23 protein-coding genes are annotated in these 19,697 nt (G+C 71.5%); 7 read left to right on the top strand and 16 right to left on the bottom strand.

The window, feature by feature from the left end:
- Window positions 1–93 precede the first annotated feature (93 nt).
- Window positions 94–615 carry a DUF2244 domain-containing protein gene (locus tag ME121_RS22365; RefSeq protein ID WP_024829287.1) on the bottom strand — a complete coding sequence of 174 codons (522 nt, stop codon included), beginning with the start codon at window positions 613–615 and terminating at the stop codon, window positions 94–96.
- A gap of 203 nt (window positions 616–818) precedes the next feature.
- On the opposite strand from ME121_RS22365, the gene nth reads away from it, so the two are divergent.
- Entirely contained in the window at window positions 819–1,499 is a 681-nt protein-coding gene (gene nth / locus ME121_RS22360) for an endonuclease III (protein WP_053622270.1), read from the top strand.
- 230 nt (window positions 1,500–1,729) lie between these two features.
- Complete coding sequence (gene purC / locus ME121_RS22355; RefSeq protein WP_010684691.1) at window positions 1,730–2,524, top strand: phosphoribosylaminoimidazolesuccinocarboxamide synthase; 795 nt, start codon at window positions 1,730–1,732, stop codon at window positions 2,522–2,524.
- A gap of 6 nt (window positions 2,525–2,530) precedes the next feature.
- Here purC and ME121_RS22350 read toward each other — a convergent pair whose 3' ends face one another.
- The 4 genes from ME121_RS22350 to ME121_RS22335 form a co-directional block, all read right to left on the bottom strand.
- Window positions 2,531–4,150 (bottom strand): glycosyltransferase, encoded by a 1,620-nt coding sequence (locus ME121_RS22350; protein ID WP_059409602.1) that lies wholly within the window; start codon window positions 4,148–4,150, stop codon window positions 2,531–2,533.
- Entirely contained in the window at window positions 4,147–6,054 is a 1,908-nt protein-coding gene (locus ME121_RS22345) for a glycosyltransferase family 2 protein (RefSeq protein ID WP_089231696.1), read from the bottom strand. The genes ME121_RS22350 and ME121_RS22345 overlap by 4 nt, the downstream gene beginning before the upstream one ends.
- A gap of 127 nt (window positions 6,055–6,181) precedes the next feature.
- Window positions 6,182–6,856 (bottom strand): hypothetical protein, encoded by a 675-nt coding sequence (locus ME121_RS22340; RefSeq protein WP_012320429.1) that lies wholly within the window; start codon window positions 6,854–6,856, stop codon window positions 6,182–6,184.
- A 23-nt stretch (window positions 6,857–6,879) separates the two neighbouring features.
- Complete coding sequence (locus tag ME121_RS22335) at window positions 6,880–7,413, bottom strand: invasion associated locus B family protein (protein WP_012320430.1); 534 nt, start codon at window positions 7,411–7,413, stop codon at window positions 6,880–6,882.
- A gap of 186 nt (window positions 7,414–7,599) precedes the next feature.
- Here ME121_RS22335 and ME121_RS22330 point away from each other — a divergent pair, with 186 nt between their 5' ends.
- Window positions 7,600–7,974: a hypothetical protein gene (locus ME121_RS22330; protein ID WP_012320431.1), complete on the top strand. Its 375-nt coding sequence runs from the start codon at window positions 7,600–7,602 to the stop codon at window positions 7,972–7,974.
- Between the two features lie 22 nt (window positions 7,975–7,996).
- Here ME121_RS22330 and ME121_RS22325 read toward each other — a convergent pair whose 3' ends face one another.
- The 3 genes from ME121_RS22325 to ME121_RS22315 all read right to left on the bottom strand — a co-directional run bounded on the left by ME121_RS22325 (window position 7,997) and on the right by ME121_RS22315 (window position 9,721).
- On the bottom strand, window positions 7,997–8,731 hold the full coding sequence (locus ME121_RS22325; protein ID WP_012320432.1) for a M48 family metallopeptidase: 735 nt from the start codon (window positions 8,729–8,731) through the stop codon (window positions 7,997–7,999).
- Window positions 8,732–8,797: 66 nt separating this feature from the next.
- Window positions 8,798–9,349, bottom strand: a complete 552-nt coding sequence (locus ME121_RS22320) for an A24 family peptidase (protein ID WP_043074175.1) — start codon at window positions 9,347–9,349, stop codon at window positions 8,798–8,800.
- 207 nt (window positions 9,350–9,556) lie between these two features.
- On the bottom strand, window positions 9,557–9,721 hold the full coding sequence (locus ME121_RS22315) for a Flp family type IVb pilin (RefSeq protein ID WP_012320434.1): 165 nt from the start codon (window positions 9,719–9,721) through the stop codon (window positions 9,557–9,559).
- 298 nt (window positions 9,722–10,019) lie between these two features.
- On the opposite strand from ME121_RS22315, the gene ME121_RS22310 reads away from it, so the two are divergent.
- Both ME121_RS22310 and ME121_RS22305 read left to right on the top strand, forming a co-directional pair.
- Window positions 10,020–10,514 (top strand): pilus assembly protein N-terminal domain-containing protein, encoded by a 495-nt coding sequence (locus ME121_RS22310; RefSeq protein WP_012320435.1) that lies wholly within the window; start codon window positions 10,020–10,022, stop codon window positions 10,512–10,514.
- A gap of 113 nt (window positions 10,515–10,627) precedes the next feature.
- Window positions 10,628–11,275 carry an RraA family protein gene (locus ME121_RS22305; protein WP_012320436.1) on the top strand — a complete coding sequence of 216 codons (648 nt, stop codon included), beginning with the start codon at window positions 10,628–10,630 and terminating at the stop codon, window positions 11,273–11,275.
- Here ME121_RS22305 and ME121_RS22300 read toward each other — a convergent pair.
- Entirely contained in the window at window positions 11,251–12,165 is a 915-nt protein-coding gene (locus tag ME121_RS22300; RefSeq protein ID WP_059409600.1) for a LysR family transcriptional regulator, read from the bottom strand. The genes ME121_RS22305 and ME121_RS22300 overlap by 25 nt on opposite strands.
- Window positions 12,166–12,283: 118 nt before the next feature.
- Here ME121_RS22300 and ME121_RS22295 point away from each other — a divergent pair, with 118 nt between their 5' ends.
- On the top strand, window positions 12,284–13,447 hold the full coding sequence (locus tag ME121_RS22295; protein WP_059409599.1) for a mandelate racemase/muconate lactonizing enzyme family protein: 1,164 nt from the start codon (window positions 12,284–12,286) through the stop codon (window positions 13,445–13,447).
- A 54-nt stretch (window positions 13,448–13,501) separates the two neighbouring features.
- Window positions 13,502–14,176: a metallophosphoesterase family protein gene (locus ME121_RS22290; RefSeq protein ID WP_029360663.1), complete on the top strand. Its 675-nt coding sequence runs from the start codon at window positions 13,502–13,504 to the stop codon at window positions 14,174–14,176.
- Window positions 14,177–14,242: 66 nt separating this feature from the next.
- Here ME121_RS22290 and ME121_RS22285 read toward each other — a convergent pair whose 3' ends face one another.
- The 7 genes from ME121_RS22285 to ME121_RS22255 all read right to left on the bottom strand — a co-directional run bounded on the left by ME121_RS22285 (window position 14,243) and on the right by ME121_RS22255 (window position 19,548).
- Window positions 14,243–14,626: a DUF423 domain-containing protein gene (locus ME121_RS22285; protein ID WP_012320440.1), complete on the bottom strand. Its 384-nt coding sequence runs from the start codon at window positions 14,624–14,626 to the stop codon at window positions 14,243–14,245.
- A complete protein-coding gene (yihA, locus tag ME121_RS22280) occupies window positions 14,623–15,276 on the bottom strand; it encodes a ribosome biogenesis GTP-binding protein YihA/YsxC (RefSeq protein WP_012320441.1) in 654 nt (217 codons plus the stop codon). The genes ME121_RS22285 and yihA overlap by 4 nt, the downstream gene beginning before the upstream one ends.
- Window positions 15,277–15,289: 13 nt before the next feature.
- Complete coding sequence (gene yidC, locus ME121_RS22275) at window positions 15,290–17,143, bottom strand: membrane protein insertase YidC (protein ID WP_012320442.1); 1,854 nt, start codon at window positions 17,141–17,143, stop codon at window positions 15,290–15,292.
- Window positions 17,133–17,753 (bottom strand): ribonuclease P protein component, encoded by a 621-nt coding sequence (gene rnpA, locus ME121_RS22270; RefSeq protein WP_012320443.1) that lies wholly within the window; start codon window positions 17,751–17,753, stop codon window positions 17,133–17,135. Before rnpA ends, yidC begins: the two co-directional genes overlap by 11 nt.
- 78 nt (window positions 17,754–17,831) lie before the next feature.
- Window positions 17,832–17,966, bottom strand: a complete 135-nt coding sequence (rpmH, locus tag ME121_RS22265; protein WP_007558110.1) for a 50S ribosomal protein L34 — start codon at window positions 17,964–17,966, stop codon at window positions 17,832–17,834.
- A 168-nt stretch (window positions 17,967–18,134) separates the two neighbouring features.
- Window positions 18,135–18,680, bottom strand: coding sequence for an adenine phosphoribosyltransferase (locus ME121_RS22260; RefSeq protein ID WP_012320444.1), 546 nt, complete (start codon window positions 18,678–18,680; stop codon window positions 18,135–18,137).
- Window positions 18,681–18,750: 70 nt separating this feature from the next.
- Window positions 18,751–19,548 carry an inositol monophosphatase family protein gene (locus tag ME121_RS22255; RefSeq protein WP_024829277.1) on the bottom strand — a complete coding sequence of 266 codons (798 nt, stop codon included), beginning with the start codon at window positions 19,546–19,548 and terminating at the stop codon, window positions 18,751–18,753.
- Window positions 19,549–19,697 lie beyond the last annotated feature (149 nt).

Genomic DNA, 19,697 nt, shown 5'->3' with positions numbered 1-19,697 from the left:
CCGTGCCTGAGCTCTTTTTTTCGCGCAGCCCGCGCCCCCGCCGCTGCGCGGCCTCCCTGCCCCCGCAGGAGAGCAGAGAAGCCCGGGGTCAGGTCAGTACCCTTTCTTCACCTGCGCCAGCGCCGCGCTGAGGCCCTGCGCGACCCGCGCCCGCTCGTCCGGCCCGGCATCGCGCGCCACCAGCGCCTGCTGTCGACGCGAGACCAGGGTCAGACGCTGGAGACCGTACTCGTCGTCCTCGACCGTCTCGAGCTTTGTCCAGAGCGGGTTGAACCGCCACTCGCGCCGCTCGCCGCGGTGGCTGACCCGGGCCAGCAGGATCTCGATCTGCGAGATCATCACCTCCTCGAAGGAACGCCCGCGTCGGAAGCTCACCTTGAGCGCGGCGTAGATCGCCAGCATGTCGAGGCCGAAGAAGCCGGCCACGGGCCAGAAGCCCATGCGCCAAGCCCAGACCGATACGGCGAGGGAGACCGCGCAGCACCCGCCCATGACCACCCGGAAGCCGCGCCGGCTCAAAGACTGGTGCGGCCGGATCGTCGCGGTGAAGACGGGCCGGTCGATCGTGTCCGGATCGAGCCCGTAGGGGTGGACGGAAGGATTGCCGCTCGCCATGCGATCCATATAACGCGCCGATGCCCGCCAGAAAGACTCCCCCTCCCGTGACGGATCGCGCCGGTCGGCGCGTCGCGGGACCGGCCGAGGCCGCGCCCGGGGCCGTGACCGAGACGTCGCGAACGAAGCGGCGCGAGGACGCGGCGGAGAACGTGGCCAGAGGCCCGTCCCGGAGCGCCGCCCCGGCGCGGCTCGCGGGTCCGATCGGGCGCGCCGTCACCGCGCAGGTGGACACGGCTCCCGAGGCCGTCGACCCGGCGACGCTCGCCGAGATCTTCCGCCGCTTCCAGGCGGCGGAACCGGAGCCCAAGGGTGAGCTCCACTACGTGAATCCGTTCACGCTGCTCGTTGCCGTGGTGCTGTCGGCCCAGGCGACCGACCGCGGCGTCAATCTCGCCACCGGCCCGCTCTTCGCGGTCGCCGACACGCCCGAGAAGATGCTGGCCCTCGGCGAGGACAGGGTCCGCGATTTCGTGCGCACGATCGGGCTGTTCAACACCAAGGCGAAGAACGTCGTCGCCCTCTCGCGGATCCTCGTGGACGAGCACGGCGGCACGGTGCCGGCTAGCCTGGAAGCCCTCCAGGTTCTGCCCGGTGTCGGCGCCAAGACCGCGAGCGTGGTGCTCAACATCGCCTTCGGGGTTCCGCGGATCGCCGTGGACACCCATATCTTCCGGGTCTCGAACCGGATCCCGCTCTTCGTCGGCGCGACCACCGACAAGGTGCAGGCCGGTCTCGAGGCGATCGTGCCGGATTCCTACCGGCTCCACGCCCATCACTGGCTGATTCTGCACGGCCGCTACACCTGCAAGGCGCGCAAGCCCGAATGCCCGCGCTGCCTCATCGCCGACCTCTGCCGCTACCCGTCCAAGACGACCGCGTGATGGCGGCGTGACGGCGGCGTGACGGGCTGCCGAGGTCGTTCCGGGCACGTCCCGGCCGGCCTCCGCAATCCCGCCCTGCGGGCTAACGCGTTGTGCTGGAAGCCCGCATCCGCTAGTTTGGCGGCCGGTCGCCGGGGCCCTCGGGCAGAGGCCGTCCGGCGGCCCGACCTCGCGTCCGGTCGCCGCGCCGCGGATTCCTCCCAATCGTCGCGCATCAGGAGCCTCGGCCCATGGACTTCCTCAAACCACGGTACACGCCTATGAATCGCCGCCGTCGCATCTACGAGGGCAAGGCGAAGGTCCTCTACGAGGGGCCGGAGCCCGGCACGCTCATCCAGCACTTCAAGGATGACGCGACGGCCTTCAACGCGAAGAAGCACGAGGTCATCGACGGCAAGGGTGTGCTGAACAACCGGATCTCGGAGTTCGTCTTCCAGCACCTCAACGACATCGGCGTGCCGACGCACTTCATCCGCCGGCTGAACATGCGCGAGCAGCTGATCCGCGAGGTCGAGATCATCCCCCTCGAGGTCGTTGTGCGCAACGTCGCGGCCGGCTCGCTGGCGACGCGGCTCGGTCTTGAGGAAGGCACCCAGCTGCCGCGCTCGATCATCGAGTTCTACTACAAGAACGACGCGCTGAACGACCCGATGGTCTCGGAGGAGCACATCACGGCTTTCGGCTGGGCGACGCCCCAGGAGATCGACGACATCATGGCGCTGGCGATCCGCGTCAACGACTTCCTGTCCGGCCTCTTCCTCGGCGTCGGCATCCGGCTCGTCGATTTCAAGATGGAGACCGGCCGCCTGTGGGAAGGCGACATGATGCGCATCGTGGTGGCGGACGAGATCTCCCCGGATTCCTGTCGGCTCTGGGACATCAAGTCCTCCGACAAGCTCGACAAGGACCGGTTCCGCAAGGATCTCGGCGGCCTGATCGAGGCCTATACCGAGGTCGCCAAGCGGCTCGGCATCATGTCGGAGAACGAGAAGGTCCAGGGCGGCGGCCCGCGCCTCGTGCAGTAGGCCCGGTCAGGCTGTCGGCCGGCGCAGGGGCGCCGGTCCGGCCTCGGGAAAACCTGCGCGCAGTCGCGCGTGGGTCGAGAGCGCCGGGTCGAAACCCGGATGGTAATGGGGGTCCTGCACCAGCAGCGACCCCCATCGCGTTCTCAGCGCGGCGATCTCGCGCGCGTGGCGGGCGCGGGCCTCGGGGGTCCAGCGGCGGCTCGCGGCCTCGCGGTGATGCAGGACCGCCCCGGGGACCAGGAGCGTGCGGTAGCCGGCCGCGTTCAGGCGCAGGCAGAGATCGACATCGTTGAAGTCGACCGCGAAGACCGCCTCGTCGAAGCCGCCGACCGCGCGGAACTTCTCCGCCTCGACGACCAGGCACGCGGCGGTCACCGCGGAGACCGTCTGCGTGACGCGCAGAGCGCCGAGATAGCCGGGGGCGTCCGCCGGAAAGTGCCGGTGGCCGTGAGTGACGAGGCCGCCGGTTCCGAGCACGATGCCGCCGTGCTGGATCCGGCCCTCGCCGTCGAGGAGCTTGGCACCGACGGCCCCCACATCCGGGCGGAGGGCCTCCCGGGCCATGCGCGAGAGCCAGTCGGGCCGGAAGGCCTCGACGTCGTTGTTGATGAAGACCAGCAGCCTGCCGCGGGCGCAGGATGCGGCGGCGTTGTTCATGGCGGCGAAGTTGAACGGCCCGGGCCAGGGCACGACGTGCCCCCTCCCCTCCCCCTCCAGGGCCCGCAGGTAGGCGAGCGTCTCGGGCTCGCGACTGTCGTTGTCGCAGACGATGATCTCGGTCGACGGCCAGTCCGTGCAGCTGCGCAGGCTCTCGAGACAGGGGCGCAGGAGATCCAGGCGGTCGCGGGTCGGAACGATCAGGCTGGCCAGGGGCCGCGTTTCGGGCAGGGGATGCTCGACTGCGACGAGGCCGTCCGTTCCCACGGCCACGCGCAGGCCGGCGCCGCCCGCCCGGTCGAGGTGGGCGCGTACGGTGGCGTGATGGGGCGCGTGTCGCGCTTCACGATCCGTCGCGGCGATCGCCTCGCCGCGCCGGACGGACAGGATCTCCGGCAGGTGGCCGATCGCGCCGGGGCCGAAGCGCTCCGCGATCCGAAAGGCGGCCTCGGCGGGACTCCCGGGATCGACGCCGGGGTCGAGGGCGCTGCATCGGCAGGCCAGGACGGGCCCGAGATAATCGAAGGCCGCGAGCCGGTCAGGGTCGAAAACCGGCGGCAGCAGCGGCAGCACCGCGCCGCCGGGTCGCTCCTGCACCAAGGCGTCGCCGTACAGGGCCTGAAGGTCGGGCTCGCTCGCGAACAGGGCCGCGATCCGTCCGGGCGCACCGGCGACGAGGACCCCGTCGCCGATCAGGCGGATCGCGCCGCCCGGACCGGCCGGTGCCGGCGGGAAGCGGTCGAGGATCCCCGGCGGCAGGGTGAGCCGATGGTCGATCCCGATCAGGGCCGCGAGCGCCTGCCGGGCGCGCAGCCGCTTCCCCGTCAGGCGCGCGCCCACGATCGCGGCCGCCGTTCGCGGATGCGCGAGCGCGTGGCGCGCCGCGCCCACCAGCGCGCGCCAGGAGCGGCGCGACGCTCCGAGAAACGGCGCCGCTCGGCGGCCCGACGCGCCGTCCGGCGGCGTCATTCCAGATCCTCGCCGAAGGTCGTGACCGACAGGGCGGGGTGGTAGAACGGATCGTGCCGGATCACGGCGCGCCAGCGCTCGGAGAAGCGGGCGGCCTCCTGCTCGAAGCGGGCGCGCTTGGCCCCGACGGACGGACCGCGGCTGACGGATTCGAGATGGGCCAGCGTCGCGGCCGGCGTCCAGACCGTCTTCCAGCCGGCGGCGCCGAGGCGCAGGCAGAAATCCACGTCGTTGAAATCCACCGGGAAGGCCTCGGCGTCGAATCCGCCCACCGCCAGATACTTCTCCCGCGCGACGGCGAGGCAGGCGGCGGTCACCGCCGAGACCTCGTGCGCGACGCGCAGCTGGCCGAGCTGACCCGGCGTGTCGCCGGGCCGGCGACGCAGGATGTGCCCGGCTCGGCCACCGAGACCGACGACGACGCCGGCATGCTGCAGGGTACCGTCCCCGTAGAGCAGCTTCGCCCCGACGGCGCCGACCTCCGGCCGGCAGGCCTGCCGGACCATGGCCTCGAGCCAGCCGGGCTCCAGCACGGCGACGTCGTTGTTCAGCAGCACGACGATCGTCCCCGACGCCGCGGCGACGCCGGCGTTGACCATCGCGGCGAAGTTGAAGGGCTGCGGATCCATGAGGATCTGGACGCGCGGATCGCCGCGCAGGGTCGCGTAATGGTCGAGGACCGCCGGATCGGTCGAGCCGTTGTCGACGATGATCAGCTCGAGCGGCGCGTAGGCGGTCTCGGCGAGCACCCCGCGGCAGACGCGGGTGATCAGGTCGAGGCGGTCGCGCGAGGGGATCACGATGCTGACCAGCGGCACCGGATCCGGCAGGGGCCATTCCAGGCGAACGGCACCGTCTTGGATCCCGGCGCGGACCTGAGGCCGTCCGGCCCGGAGCGCGTGGAGGGCCGCCGCCCGAGCGGACGGGCTCAGGCCATCGCCGGCAGAGCGGGCGAGGATCCGTGGGACGTGCGCCACCCGCGCGGCGCTGGTCATCGCGGCGGCCATGATGGCCGGCGCGATCTCGGCCATCCGGCCGGCGGGGCGCGTCAGGGCCGCGGCGAGCCAGGATCTCGACAGGAGGAGGGGAAACCCCGGATACCCCGTCGCCAGGGCGAGGTCCGGGCTCCAGTCCGGCTTCAGCCGCGGCCGGCCGTCGGGATCGATCGCGTCGCCGTAGGCGATGTCCGCGCCCGACAGGGCGCGGGCGAGCAGCGCCAGGGCCTCCGGCTCCGGGACGTCGCCGGCGCGCAGCAGGCACAGGGCGTCCGCCTCGCCGGAAAGTTCGTCGAAGCGGGCAGCCTCGTCCCAGGCCTGGTGCGACATCGGCCCGCTGGCCTTTGCGGGCGGCGCCCCCGCCCAGGCGACCCGGATCGACTCGGGGCGGTGCGTCTGCGCGTTCAGCGCGTCCCGCGTGGCCGACAGCGCCGCCGCGTCCCCGGGCTGCGCGAGCAGGACGCACCGGATCCGCAGGGCGGCGGGCGCGATGCGGGCGGGCCGGGTCCGGGCGGCGGCCCAGGACGGGAACCGGTCCATCGGCGTCACCGCGCAGGCGCCGCGCAGGATGTCGCGGTAGCGCCGCTCCGACCCGCGGGCGCGCTCGTACAGGGCGGAGACGCAGCGCCAGGGCCGGCGCAGGAGGCACTGCGCGAGCACCTCGACCTCGCGTCGGGCGCCGACCCGCTCCAGGGCGAAATCGGCGCCGGCCGAGAGGCGGATCTCCCGCGCATCCGGGGGGATCAGTCCGAGCCAGTGTGCGAGCCCCTGGGAGGCTCCCGGCAGGACGAAGTCCTGAACGGTCTCGTCAGACCCACGCAGGACGCGCAGGATCGGGCGCCGGGGCGCCGCCGTCGGATCACCGGCATAGCTCAGCACGATCCAGCCGGCGGGATGATCCGGGAGCACGAGGCGGCGATCGAACGCGGGATCGTCCGTGGCCTCCAGCCGAAACCGGACAGGCCGGCCGAGCCAGATCCTGTCGCGACCGGTCTTCGCGATCAGCGGGATCGGATCGCCGAGGCGCGCCGCGGCGTCACTGGGCAGCGTCGCCTCCGCCGGCGGGCGCAGCGGCGACAGCCGGTTTGCGCCGGCGCGGTTTCGCGGCGGGCTTGCCCGCCCCCTTGCCGGTGCCGACGCCCACCGCGATGTCGTAATCGGCCGTCATGGCGGCCGGAACCTGCAGTTCGTCGGCGACGATCGTGGCGAAGCCCTGCGCCTCGCCGGCCCCGACGACGACGCTGGCTCGCTCAGTGCGGCTCGAGACGGTCTTGCCGTCGTGGCGGATCTGGAACGTGACCGGCACATCGAACCGGCCCGGCGCGCCCGCCGGCCCGAGCAGGACGTTGATCTCGACGCCCACCTTGACGGTGATCGAGCCGTCCTGACGCCGCGTGCATTCGCGGGCGAGGCGGCCGAGGGAGAACTGGGTGCGCACCGCGTCGCCCGCGAGCGTGCGCGAGGCCGCCCCACCTTCCGCGACCTCGACCGTCGGGCAATAGGCCGGGTCGAGGGCTTCGGGCTGCGACGGCGGGACCGTCGTGCCGCCGTACTTGAACAGGTTGGAGAAGATGTTGCCCTCCTCGGCCCGGCCCGGGGCCGTGGCGGCGAGCGACGCGGCGAGCACCGAGGCGCCGAGCCGGAGAGCGACGGTCCGGCGCCGGGCCATGTCCGGGGACCGCGTGACGCTCCTGTTCCGATGTCCGATCATCGCACGGCTCCCGAACGGCACCGTCATTTCAGGCTGTCGAACCCGGCCGCGAAGCCCTTCATCGACAGCGGGATGCCGACGCCCTCCTCGGGCGTCTGGAACACGATGAAGGTGGCCTGCGTGCCGTTCTTGAACTGGCGGATCAGCCCGTCATCCATGACGACCTCGGCCACGCAGCCGGTGGTGAGGCAGCGGACGAAGCCGGCGCGGCCGATATCCGTCTGATCGATCTTCAGGCCGAGCCCGGAAGGCAGGAGAACGCCCAGCGGCGCCACCACCCGCAGCAGGTAACCGCGATTGTCGGCGGTCTTGAGGACGATGACCACCAGGGTCAGGTTCGGGCGATCCTCGGCGGCGAGATACTGGACGAGGGCGCACTGCTCGGCCTTCGCGCCGGCCGGCGTCTCGCAGCGCAGCTGCCAATCGTCGAAGGTCTTGCGCACCATGCCCTGAGCCGCGGCCGGCCCGGCGGGCGCGAGTGCCGCCGCGACGAGGGCGAGGAGAACCGGCAGCGCGGCGCGCCGGAAACGAACGAGCCTCGCGTGAAGCGGCACCACCGATCCCTTCGGAACGCTCCGGCCGAGGACCGGCGGGAGCCGTACAATCGGGCGTGTTCCGACCATGGTCCGCCCCGCGCTGTCAAGCGATGCGGGCGCGGTGTTGCGCGTCGGCGCTACCCGTGACGGTTTCAGCGGCCTAGATTGTGTTCGAACACTCCTCCAGCGCCGGATCTTGACGCCGTGATGCGCCCGCTCACTCTCTCGGCCGCCTGCCTGGTGGCCACCCTCGCGCAGGCGGGAGCCCAGTCCCTGCCGGTCGGAGAGACCACCTACATCGAACGCTCGCTGAACCACTCCGACACGCTGGTGATCGAGCATCCGCCCGTGGCGGCGAACCCGTACGGCCGCCGCAACGGGCAGGCGGCGATCGCCGGCTACTGCCGCGACGGCGGCCTGATCCGGCGCCGGGACGAGTTCGGCAACCCGGTGATCATCCGCCAGCGGGAGATCTGCGACAGCGTCGCCCCACGCACCCTCAGCCCGGGCCAGGTCGACCCCCGCCCGAGCTGGCCGGCGGATGCGGTGGCGCGCCAGCGGGTCCTTCGCGCCAAGGGCTGATGCAGGGCCTAACGACGACGGCTCAGCCGTAGCGATGCAGGCCGGTGCCGTGGCGCTTGAGCCACGCCTCGGCGGCATCGGTGTGCGGGCAGAGCGCGTGCACCAGGGCCCAGAAGCGCGGCGAGTGGTTCATCTCGCGCAGATGCGCCATCTCGTGGGCGACCAGATAGTCGAGCACCGTCGGCGGCGCGAGGATCAGGCGCCATGAGAAGTTGAGCTCGCCGCGGGCCGTGCAGGAACCCCAGCGGCTGCGGGTGTCGCGCAGCGTGACGCGCACCGGCCGCTGCCCGAGCTGCGCCGCGTAGCGCTCGATCGCTTCGGTCAGGTCGCGCTTGGCCTCGCGGGCCAGGAAATCCCGGACCCGGCGCGCCACGTGGGCGGCGTCGCACGAGACCGAGAGCACGCGCTCTCCCTCCACGCACTCGATGCGAACGGGGCCGCTCCGGGTGCCGCGCTGGCTGATCCGGTGAAGCTCACCGCGGACCGGCAGGCTGGCGCCGACCTCGAACAGCACGCGGACCGGCACGCGGGCGAGACGCGCCGCGATCCAGCCCGCGTGGCTCGCCGCGAAGCGCTGCGCCGTGTTGATGGCGGTCCGGCTCGGCAGGGTGATCACCGCCTCGCCGGTGGCGGCCGAGACGCGGAGCGTGATGCGGCGCGCGGTCGGTCGCCGACGGAGGGCGATGCGAAGGCTGGCGCCCTCGTGCTGGACCTCAAGATGATCGGGATCGGGGCGACGCAGCAGCGCGAGGGGCATGCGCGACTTTTAGCTAAGCCGAGCTCGGGGCTCCAGATCCTGCGCGTCTGAATCCCCGCGGCGGACTCAGCCGGCGAGGGCCCGGGTCCAGACCTCGGTCTCGGGGAGGACGAGGAGCGCCGCCGCGGCCAGGGCGATCCCGTACGGGATCCCGGTCTTGGCGTCGTGCAGGTGCAGGGCGAACGGCATGCGCGCGATCCGGACGGGCAATGGGTGCGTCCGCGCCAACAGGATCGCCAGCGTCAGGGCGCCGCCGAACACCGAGGCCACCAGCAGGTAGTCGCCGAGGCCGTCGAAGCCGAGCCACAGGGCCGTGGCGGCCGCGAGCTTCGCGTCGCCGCCTCCGATGATGCCGAAGGCGAACAGCGTGAACGTGACGAGGAGGACGACCGCTCCGGCCGCGCAGTGGAAGCCGATCTCGGTCCAGCTCATCGCGCTCGTCAGGGCCAGCAACGCGAACCCCGCCAGGAGGGCCAGGGAGATCCGGTTCGGGATCAGCATGGTGAGCAGGTCGCTGGCGGCCGCGTAGGCCATCAGGAAGGGGAACAGGATCAGGAGGCCGAAACCGGCCGGGCCCAGACCAGTCAGTCCCAGGCTTGCCGTCGCTGAACCGACCATCTCGGCGCCCATCTCGTCGAAGCCTGTCGCGTCACGGGATTCGACCCGACCCAGCGGTCTCGCTGCCGGTCCGGATCTCGGATGTGCCGGGCGGCCACCGCCGCCGCGAAGAACGACGATCCCGGCAGGCCGGGATCCCCCGCCTCTCTCCGGGTCTCGGGGAGAGGCGGGCTGTCTCGAACCTGCCGCAGATCGGACGGGTCTCGATCAGTTCAGGTTGCCGGAGATCTGGCTGAACTTGCTGGTCAGGCTGGTGCCGACGGTCTTCAGCGCGGTGATGATGGCCACGGCGATGAGGGCCGCGATCATGCCGTACTCGATCGCGGTGGCGCCGGACTCGTCCGAAGCGAAACGCGTGAACAGGGTCTTCATAGAGGGTGATCCTTCGACCAACACAGAGCGAGATAAAACTTGCGCGATGCCCGATGAAGAATTTTCAGGTCTCGATCGGCGGCCTGCACAGACTGCCGATTACGCCTTGAAAATCGGTTAAATCGATCCCGCACCGACGTAAAACGCCGTCTCGCTGCGAGTTTGGTGAAGGTTGGGTTTCCCCGATACGGCACAGTGCCGCGACTTGGTCTTGCTTAGCGCTTCCTTCACGGGTTCCGCGCTAGCCTGAGGCATCGGGCCGGATCGCGTGGACCGCCCGCCGTCTTGAGGAACCCCGATGCGTCGCACCCTGTCGATCGCGGGCCGAGCCGGCCTCGTCGTCCTGCTGACGGGCGCCGCGGCCGCGGCCGGGCAGCCCGATCTCCTGCCCGTCGTGACCGTTCTCGTGGACAACGCCAAGGTGCTCCGCCTGCCGGAGAAGACGTCGACCGTGATCGTCGGGAACCCGATCATCGCCGAGGTGACGCCGCAGAAGAACGGCGTGCTCGTGCTCACCGGCAAGAGCTTCGGCTCCACCAACCTGATCGCCCTCGACAACGGCGGCGCCATGATCGCCGAGACGACCATCCGGGTCGAGGCGTCGCGGGACTCGACCATCACGGTGCAGCGCGGCCTCGATCGGGAATCCCTGTCCTGCACGCCGGGTTGCCAGCCGTCGGTGCAGCTCGGCGACTCGGCCAGCTATTTCGGTGCGACGAGCGGTCAGGCCGACGCTCGTCGCAAGCTCGCGACCGGCGGCGGCGGCGGCGCGGTTCCGGCGGCCGATCACTGATCGCGGCGGGGTTCCGCCGCGACACCGGCCGCGGCCTGGGGCAGGATCCCCCGGCCCCCGCCGATACGCCGCGATGCCGCGGGGGCGATGACGCCAGGGAGACGCAGAGGCCGATGTCCGCCATCACCCGCCATCCGCCGCCGCCCGCCGTCGACCCGGCTGTGCTGGCGGCTTTCCGAGACGTCTCGACGGCCACGATCAGCGACTGCCTGGCGCGGATGCCGGTCCTGGCCGGCCTGCGCCCGTTCCACCGCGGCGGACCACTCGTCGGCACGGCCTTCACGGTTCGCGTCCGGAGCGGCGACAACCTCGCCATCCATCAGGCTCTGGAAGAGGTCCGTCCCGGCGACGTGATCGTGGTCGACGGCGGCGGCGACACGAGCCGCGCGCTGGTGGGCGACATCATGAAGGCGATCGCCGAGAGCCGGGGCGTGGCCGGTTTCGTGATCGACGGCGCCGTGCGCGACACGGCGGCCTTCGCGGGCTCGGACTTTCCCTGCTACGCCCGTGACGCGACGCCGCGGGGCCCGTTCAAGACCGGCCCCGGCGCGATCAACGGGCCGGTCTGCGTCGGCGGCTGGACGGTGAATCCCGGGGACGTGGTGGTCGGCGACGCCGACGGCGTCGTCTCCTTCCCGCCCGGCGACGCGGCGGCCCTGCTCGACGCCGTGCGGGCGCAGGCGGCCCGCGAGGCGGAGGTTCTGGAGCAGATCCGGGCCGGCCGCTACGACGGCCGCTACGCCCGGGTGGCGACGGGCTGATCGGGCCGGTCAGGTCCGGGCGCGTGCAGGCGCTGCCACAGGGCCTCGGCCGCGCCGCCGCGGCTCCCCCGCGCCCGGAACAGCCGGATCTCCACCGGAACGTCCAGCTCCTGGGAACCTGCCCGAACGAGCAGGCCGCGCGCGATCGCCGCCTCCGCGAGCGTCGCCGGGAGCCACGCGACACCGTCGCCTCCCTGCGCCATGGTCATCAGCGTCGCCGCCAGGTGCGACGTGAAGGCCGGCTCGTGGCCGGCCGCCACCCCGCTCGCCGCGAGGATCCGCCCGAGCCCGGAGGCCTCGCCGTAGGCGAGGTAGCGGACCGGCCTGCTTAGCGGCCAGAGCGGCGCCCCGCCGGATATCGGAGCGCAGAGCGGCACCAGGCTGTCCGCGCCGACGCGGACGGACTCGCAGCGGCCATCGTCCAGGCGCGTGGGCAGGTCCGCGCGATGGTGGCACAGGAGCAGCTGCACCTCGCCGGCCAGCAGGATGGCCTCGCAGGCCGCCATGCTGTCCGAGATCAGGTTGAGGGCGCCGAGCGTCTCGAAGGGCGCGTGCTGCCGGATCCAGCTTGGGAAGAACGTGAACGACAGCGCGTGCGTGGCCGCGATCGCGAGGCTCGCGTCCGCGCGCGCACCGGCGGCCCGGGCCTCGCCGCGGGCCCGATCCAGGCCCCGCAGCAGCTCCTCGGCGCCCGGCCGGAAGCGCGCTCCCGCGGCGGTCAGGCCTGCCCCTCGCGCGCTCCGCAGGAACAGCGGCGTCCCGACCCACTCCTCCAGCGCGCGGATCCGTCGGCTGAAGGCCGGCTGCGTCACGTTCCGGGCCTCGGCGGCCCGCGAGAAGGTCCGGTGCTCGGCGAGCGCGAGGAAATCCCTCACCCAGTCCAGATCCATGGCGCGCCTCTCCGACAGGACGGGCCGATGCCGTTCGCGCATCGCGCGCGCCGGAAACGGCATTGGCTGCCCGGGTGCGAGCGGCGCTACGGCACCGGGACACACCGGGAGGACAGCCATGCGCATCGTCGACGTCCGCGAGGTCACCAAGCCGATCGCCTCGCCGATCCGCAACGCCTACATCGACTTCTCGAAGATGACCACGAGCCTCGTCGCTGTGGTCACCGACGCGGTGCGCGACGGCCGGCGGGTCGTCGGCTACGGCTTCAACTCGAACGGCCGCTACGGCCAGGGCGGCCTGATCCGCGAGCGCTTCCGCGACCGGATCCTGGAGGCCGATCCGGCGAGCCTCCTGACGGAGGCGGGCGACAACCTCGATCCGCACCGGGTCTGGGCCGCGATGATGCGCAACGAGAAGCCGGGCGGCCACGGCGAGCGCTCGGTGGCGGTGGGCACCCTCGACATGGCGATCTGGGATGCGACGGCGAAGATCGCCGGGAAGCCGCTGTTCCGGATGCTCGCCGAGCGGAAGGGCGTCGCCGCCGACCCGCGGGTCTTCGTCTACGCGGCGGGCGGCTACTACTATCCCGGAAAGGACGATTCCGCCCTCCGCGCCGAGATGCGCGGCTATCTCGACCGCGGCTACACGGTCGTGAAGATGAAGATCGGTGGCGCGCCGATCGACGCGGATCGGCGCCGGATCGAGGCCGTGCTCGCCGAGATCGGCGGACGGGGACGTCTCGCGGTCGACGCCAACGGCCGCTTCGATCTCGAGACCGCCATCGCGTACGCACGGATGCTGCGGCAGTACCCGCTGTTCTGGTACGAGGAGGCGGGCGACCCGCTCGACTACGCGCTCCAGGCGGCGCTCGCGCCCTACTATCCCGGGCCGATAGCCACCGGCGAGAACCTGTTCTCGCACCAGGATGCGCGCAATCTCCTGCGCTACGGCAACATGCGGCCCGACCGCGACTGGCTGCAGTTCGACTGCGCCCTGTCGTACGGGCTGGTGGAGTACCTGCGCACCCTCGACGTGCTGGCCGAGTTCGGCTGGTCGGCCTCCCGCTGCATCCCGCATGGCGGGCACCAGATGTCGCTCAACATCGCGGCCGGCCTCGGCCTCGGCGGCAACGAGAGCTACCCGGATCTCTTCCAGCCCTACGGCGGCTTTCCCGACGGGGTGCGGGTCGAGGACGGCCACATCACCATGCCGGACCTGCCGGGCATCGGCTTCGAGGGCAAGTCGGACCTGATCGCGGAGATGCGCGCCCTCGCGGCGTAGCGCGCCCACCCGGGTGGCCTTGCGGAGCGCGACGCCGCGGTGGACGATGGCGCGATGGATTCGGGCCCCCTCACCTACGCGATCGGCGACGTCCACGGCTGCGCCGCCCTGCTCGACGCGCTGCTGGAGCGGATCGCCGGCCATGCCGGCGACCGTCCCCACCGGCTGGTCTTCCTCGGGGACTACATCGACCGCGGTCCGGACAGCGCCGCGGTGCTCCGCACCGTGAGCCGCCTGAACTGGGCCGAGCCCGAGCGCGTCGTCTGTCTGATGGGCAATCACGAGCGGATGCTGCTCGACGCGCTCCAGACGGGAAGCGCGGCCGCGCACTGGATGTACAACGGCGGCGAGGCGACGCTCGACGCGTTCGGCGCGCGGGACCCCGCCGGCCTTCCCCGGGACACCCTCGACTGGATCGAGGCGCTCCCGACGCTGCACGGTGACGGCGCCCACTGGTACGTGCATGCCGGCCTGCGGCCCGGCGCGGACGCCCGCGATTCGGACGCGCACGATCGCCTGTGGATCCGCGAGCCGTTTCTCGAGGGCGACCACGATTTCGGACGGCACGTGGTCCACGGCCACACGCCGCAACGGAGCGGGCGCCCGGAGGTGCGCCGGTTCCGCACCAACCTCGACACCGCGGCCGTCTACGGCGGCGCGCTCACCGCCGGGATCTTCTCGGACGCGCAGGGACCGGCCCTGGACTTCCTGCAGGTGCGGGCGGGCTGAGGCTCGGACGCACCGCCGCGGCGGCCGGCGCGACGCCTCCGGCTTCGTCGAGGCTCGGGACTGATCTCAGGCCGCGCGTCGCGCAGGCACCAGAGCGCAGAGGATCCCCACGAGCCACCCGGCCATCAGGGCGAAGCCGCCCGTCGGCGCAGCCATCGGGAAGAGCGCGTGCTGGAGCCAAGCGCGCACCGAGAGGTCGCCGCAGAACAGGATCAGGCCGGCGACCAGGAGTCCGGCCGCGACGCGCGCGAGACCGGCCCGGGCGAGGCCCGAGGCCCCGAAGCCGACGAGCGCCAGGATCGCGGGGGCGTGGAACAGCAGGAACTGCGCCGCCGTCTTCAGCGAATCCGCCCCGGGGATGTGCGCCGCGGCGGCGCTCAGCGCGACGCCGAGCAGCCCGGCGAGGCCGGCGAGCGCCGCGAGCGCGCGGTCGATCCCCGCGAGTCTCACGCGCCGCGCTCCACCAGGAGCTTGGCGATGGCCGCGCGCAGATCCGGCACGCCGGAATCGTCCCGGCTCGAGGTGAGGATCACCTGCGGGTAGGCGGCCGGACGCTTGGCGAGACCCGCCTCGATCCCGGCGATGCGGCTGGCGACCTCGCCCTTCTTGAGGGAATCGCCCTTGGTCAGAACGACCTGGTAGCTCACCGCGGCCTTGTCGAGGCCGTCGAGCACGTCGGTGTCGATCGACTTGAAGCCGTGCCGGGCGTCGATGAGCATGAACACCCGGGCGAGGTTGGTGCGGCCCTTGAGGTAGGAATGGATCAGACGGGTCCACGCCTCGACCTTGGCCTTCTCGACGGCGGCGTAGCCGTAGCCGGGCATGTCGACCAGCGACAGGCGCTCGCCGATCCGGAAGAAGTTGAGCTGCTGCGTCCGCCCCGGCGTGTGCGAGGTCCGCGCCAGGGTGTTCCGCCCGGTCAGCGCGTTGATCAGGCTCGACTTGCCGACGTTCGAGCGGCCCGCGAAGGCGATCTCGACGCCCTCCATCGGGGGCAGACGGTCGAGGGTCTGGGCGGCCGCGTAGAAGTCGGCGGCGCCGGCGAAGAGAAGGCGGCCGGCCTCGGCGAGGTCGGCCGCGTCGTCGTTGGTGTCGGTCACGGCGTGTCGCCTGTCAGCTCTTGGTGGCGGCCGCCTTGGTGCCGTTGCCGCGGCGGAACGTCGATCGCAGGTTGTCCCACAACTCCACCTTCACGCCGTTGCGGCGCATGATGACGTACTGCTGGATCACCGACAGGGTGTTGTTCCAGGCCCAGTAGATCACGAGGCCAGCGGGGAACGAGCCCAGCATGAAGGTGAACACGATCGGCATGAAGGTGAAGATCTGCGCCTGGACCGGGTCCGGCGGCGCGGGATTCATCTTCATCTGCACGAACATCGTGATGCCCATGATGATCGGCCAGACGCCCAGGTGCACGAAATCGGGCGCCGGGAACGGCAGCAGGCCGAACAGGTTCACGATGCTCGTCGGATCCGGCGCCGCGAGGTCGCGGATCCAGCCGAAGAACGGCGCGTGGCGCATCTCGATGGTGATGAACAGGACCTTGTAGAGCGCGAAGAAGACCGGGATCTGGATCAGCACCGGCCAGCAGCCGGCGACCGGGTTGATCTTCTCCTTCTTGTACAGCTCCATCGTGGCCTGCTGCTGCTTCATGCGGTCGTCCTTGTACCGCTCGCGGATGGCGGCCATCTCCGGCTGCACGGCCTTCATCTTGGCCATGGAGACGTAGGACCGGTTCGCGATCGGCAGGAACAGCAGCTTCAGGCAGAAGGTCACCACCAGGATCGAGACGCCGAAGTTGCCGAATAGGTGGTAGAAGAAGTCCAGCGCCCGGAACATCGGCTTGGTGATGAAGAAGAACCAGCCCCAGTCGATCATCAGATCGAAGTGCTTGATGCCGAGATCCTTCTCGTAGTTGTTGATGACGTTGACTTCCTTGGCGCCCGCGAACAGCCGCTGCGTCGCGGTGGCCGAGGCACCCGCCGCGAGGTTCACGGCGTCGCCGCGCACGCTCGCCTGGTAGACGTTGGTGGCACCGTCGGTCCGGTCGGTGAAGGCGCCGGTGTAGGGCGTGTCCTGATCGGGGATCGCGGCCGCCGCCCAGTACTTGTCGGTGATGCCGACGAAGCCGCCGGTCACGCCGGTCCAGGCCTTGCCCTTGGTGTTGGCACCGCCGTAGGCGCCCTCCTTGGCGAGCTTGTCGTAGGTGAATTCCTGCAGGCCGTCGTTGCCCAGATAGCCGATCATGCCCTCGTGCAGGACGTAGTAGCCCTGGGTGTGCGGCTTACCCCAGCGGGAGACGAGGCTGTACGGGTACAGCGTGATCGCGCCCGAGCCCTTGTTCTCGACCTCGTCGCGGATCGTGAACATGTACTTGTCGTCGACCGCGATGATCCGCTTGAAGACGAGGCCGGCGCCGTTGTCCCAGGTCAGGGTCACGGGCATGCCGGGCGAGAGCGTCTTGCCGTCGCTGGTCCACAGGGTGTCGTTGGTCGGCAGCGGACCGGCATTGGCGCCGACCCAGCCGAACTCGGCGTAGTAGGGCGTCTCGGTCCCGGCCGGCGAGAACAGCACGATCTCGGGGCTCTTGGGGTCGATGGTCTCGTGGTAGTTCTTGAGCGAGACGTCGTCGACGCGGCCGCCCTTCAGGGCGATCGAGCCCGAGAGCGCCGGGGTCTCGATCCGCACGCGCGGCGAGCGGGCCAGCGCCGCCTCGCGGGAGACCGGGCCGCCCTGGGCGGTCGGCAGCGTGCCCGGCGCGGGCGCGGCCGGGCCGCCCTCCTTCGGGGACGGCGAGGGCACGCCGTCCGGGGTCACGCCCGGGGGCTGCTGCTGCGCGGCCTTGTTCTGCGCCTCGATCTGGCGCTGCTGCTCCATGCGCGGGCCGGCCACGAAGTACTGCCACCCGAGCAGCACCAGCAGCGACAGGCCGATGGCCACGAACATGTTCGTCTTGTCATTGCCCATCAGGGACACCGCCGCACGCGTTCGGAGTGGCAACAGGAGCGTCGCCGGCCCCGGAGGACCTGCGCGCGCCTGTGATTCGGGGATCTCTGTCGCACCCCTGCGACGGGCCGATGTCGGCTCCGCCGGTCGGGGCCGCCTGCGCGGAGGCGCGGCCGGCTTCGTGCGGGAGAGAGGACGTCTGAGATAGGGTCTTGTCGGGGGTCGGCCCGGAGCGCCGGCCACCGGACCGGCCGGAGGGCCTGTCCCCGCGGGCCGCCGCCGGGCGGGTCACCGCGGGAATCGCGCGACGCAGATCCTCGGTGAGGGTCTCGAAGGCGGCTTCCAGGGCGGGACGGCGGGCGATCAGCACGATGTCGGCCGGAAGGCCCGCGAGCTCGCCCGGCAGGTCGGACGCGACCACGCTCAGGGCCGCGCGGAGGCGGCGCCGGATGCGGTTGCGCTCCGTCGCGTGACCGACACGCTTGGTGATGGTGAACCCGAGACGGAGGCCGGGACAAGCGTCCGGGTTCCGAAGACGCCCCTGCGCGGTCATCCGCTCGGTGTGGAAGCGACGTCCCTCGGCCGCCGCCAGGAAGTCGGGTCGTTTCTTGAGCCGCTCGATCGTCGCCATCGATGGTTCGATCCCGGCCGATACCACTTGCCTCGTGGCGCGGATGCCCGGGGCGTCCGCGCCGGCGAGGATCAGGCCTCAGGCCGACAGGCGCTTGCGGCCATGGGCGCGACGGCGCGCGATGACCTTGCGGCCGCCGGCGGTGGCCATGCGCGCACGGAAACCGTGACGGCGCTTACGGACGAGCTTGCTCGGCTGGTAGGTTCTCTTCATGGCTCAGAGCCTTCAAAGGTCGAGGCGCGCTCGCGGGCAGCTGATGCTGCACCCGACCTCCACGCGTCCTGGTTGTCTGCAAACACGAAGGGCGCCCATGCGGGGCGCCACGTCGCGAGTGGCGGGCTTATGGCGGATGGGCCCCGCGAAGTCAACGTTTCGCGGGCCCTAATGACCCTCGAACTGCATGAGGGTGCGCACCTCGACGCCCAGGTCGCGCAGGCGCTGCGCGCCGCCGATCTCGGGCAGGTCGATGACGAAGCAGGCGGCCACGATCTCGGCGCCGATCTTCTGGAGCAGGTTCACGGCCGCGATCGCCGTGCCGCCGGTGGCGATCAGGTCGTCGACCAGCAGCACCTTGTCGCCCGGCCGGACGGCGTCGACGTGGATCTCGATCTCGTCGGTCCCGTACTCGAGGGCGTAGGCCATCGACACGGTCTTGTGGGGCAGCTTGCCCTTCTTGCGGATCGGCACGAAGCCGCAGGAGAGCTGGTGGGCGATGGCCCCGCCCAGGATGAAGCCCCGCGCCTCGATGCCGGCCACTTGGTGGATCTGTCCGCCGGCGTAGGGGTGCACCAGGGCGTCGACCGCCCGCCGGAAGGCGCGCGGGTCGCTCAGCAGCGTGGTGATGTCGCGGAAGATGATCCCCGGCTTCGGGTAATCGGGAATCGAGCGGACCGATTCCTTCAGCGCGACGTGGCGGCGGGCTTCCATGCGTTCGGCCTTCCGTGGAGAACCGCGGGCTTAAAGCAGAAGCTCGGCGCCCTGACCAGTTCGCGGCGGCTCAGGCCGCCTGGACCTTCTTGAGGATGGCGACGAGGTCCCGGTGCAGCCCCTCGTTGCCGCAGGCCACCGAGCGCGGGGCCAGGGGTTCGGCCGCGCCGTCCGCCGAGGTCACGAAGCCGCCCGCCTCGCGCACCAGGATCACGCCGGCGGCGAAGTCGTAGGTCTGGAGATCGCGCTCCCAGTAGGCGTCGAGGCGGCCGCAGGCGACGTAGGCCATGTCGAGGGCCGCCGAGCCCATCCGGCGGGTGCCGCCGGCCACCGCCATCACGGCGCCGAGCTCGCGCAGGAGGCGCGGATGGCTGCCGCGACCGAGATAGGGCGTGCCGTAGCCCACCAGCGCGTCCGCCATGTCCTGGCGGCCGGAGACGCGCAGGCGCCGGTTGTTGAGATAGGCGCCCTTGCCGCGCTCGGCGACGAACAGCTCGTCCTTGATCGGGTCGAAGATCGCGCCGGCCACGATCTGGCCCTCGCGCTCGAGACCGACCGAGACCGCGAAATGCGGCACGCCGTGCAGGAAGTTCGACGTGCCGTCGAGAGGGTCGATGTGCCACGTGTGGCTCTTGTCGGTCCCCTCGATGATCCCGTTCTCCTCCAGCACGAGGCCGTAGCCCGGACGCGCCTTCATGAGGGCGTCGCGCAGCACCTCCTCGGCCTTGCGGTCGGCCGCGGAGACGAAGTCGCCCGGACCTTTGCGCGAGACCTGCAGGTTCTCGACCTCGCCGAAGTCGCGGCGCAGGCCGCGCGCGGCCTTGCGCACGGCATCGACCATCACGGTCATGAGCGGGGAGGAGATCATGGGCGGACTTTTCGCGGGTGAGGATCGGGGCCGTCGTTACAGGTCGGCGCCGGAAAAGACGAGATGGGGTCGGGACATGGGAGCGGTGCGGGCGGCCGCCTCAGCGCCGAGCCGCGGGGTCGAGGCCGGTGTCAGAACGCCGTCGCGCC

It is taken from the genome of Methylobacterium sp. ME121 (assembly GCF_000974725.1).
Lineage (GTDB): Bacteria > Pseudomonadota > Alphaproteobacteria > Rhizobiales > Beijerinckiaceae > Methylobacterium > Methylobacterium radiotolerans.
This window is presented reverse-complemented; position numbering and strand designations above follow the sequence as displayed.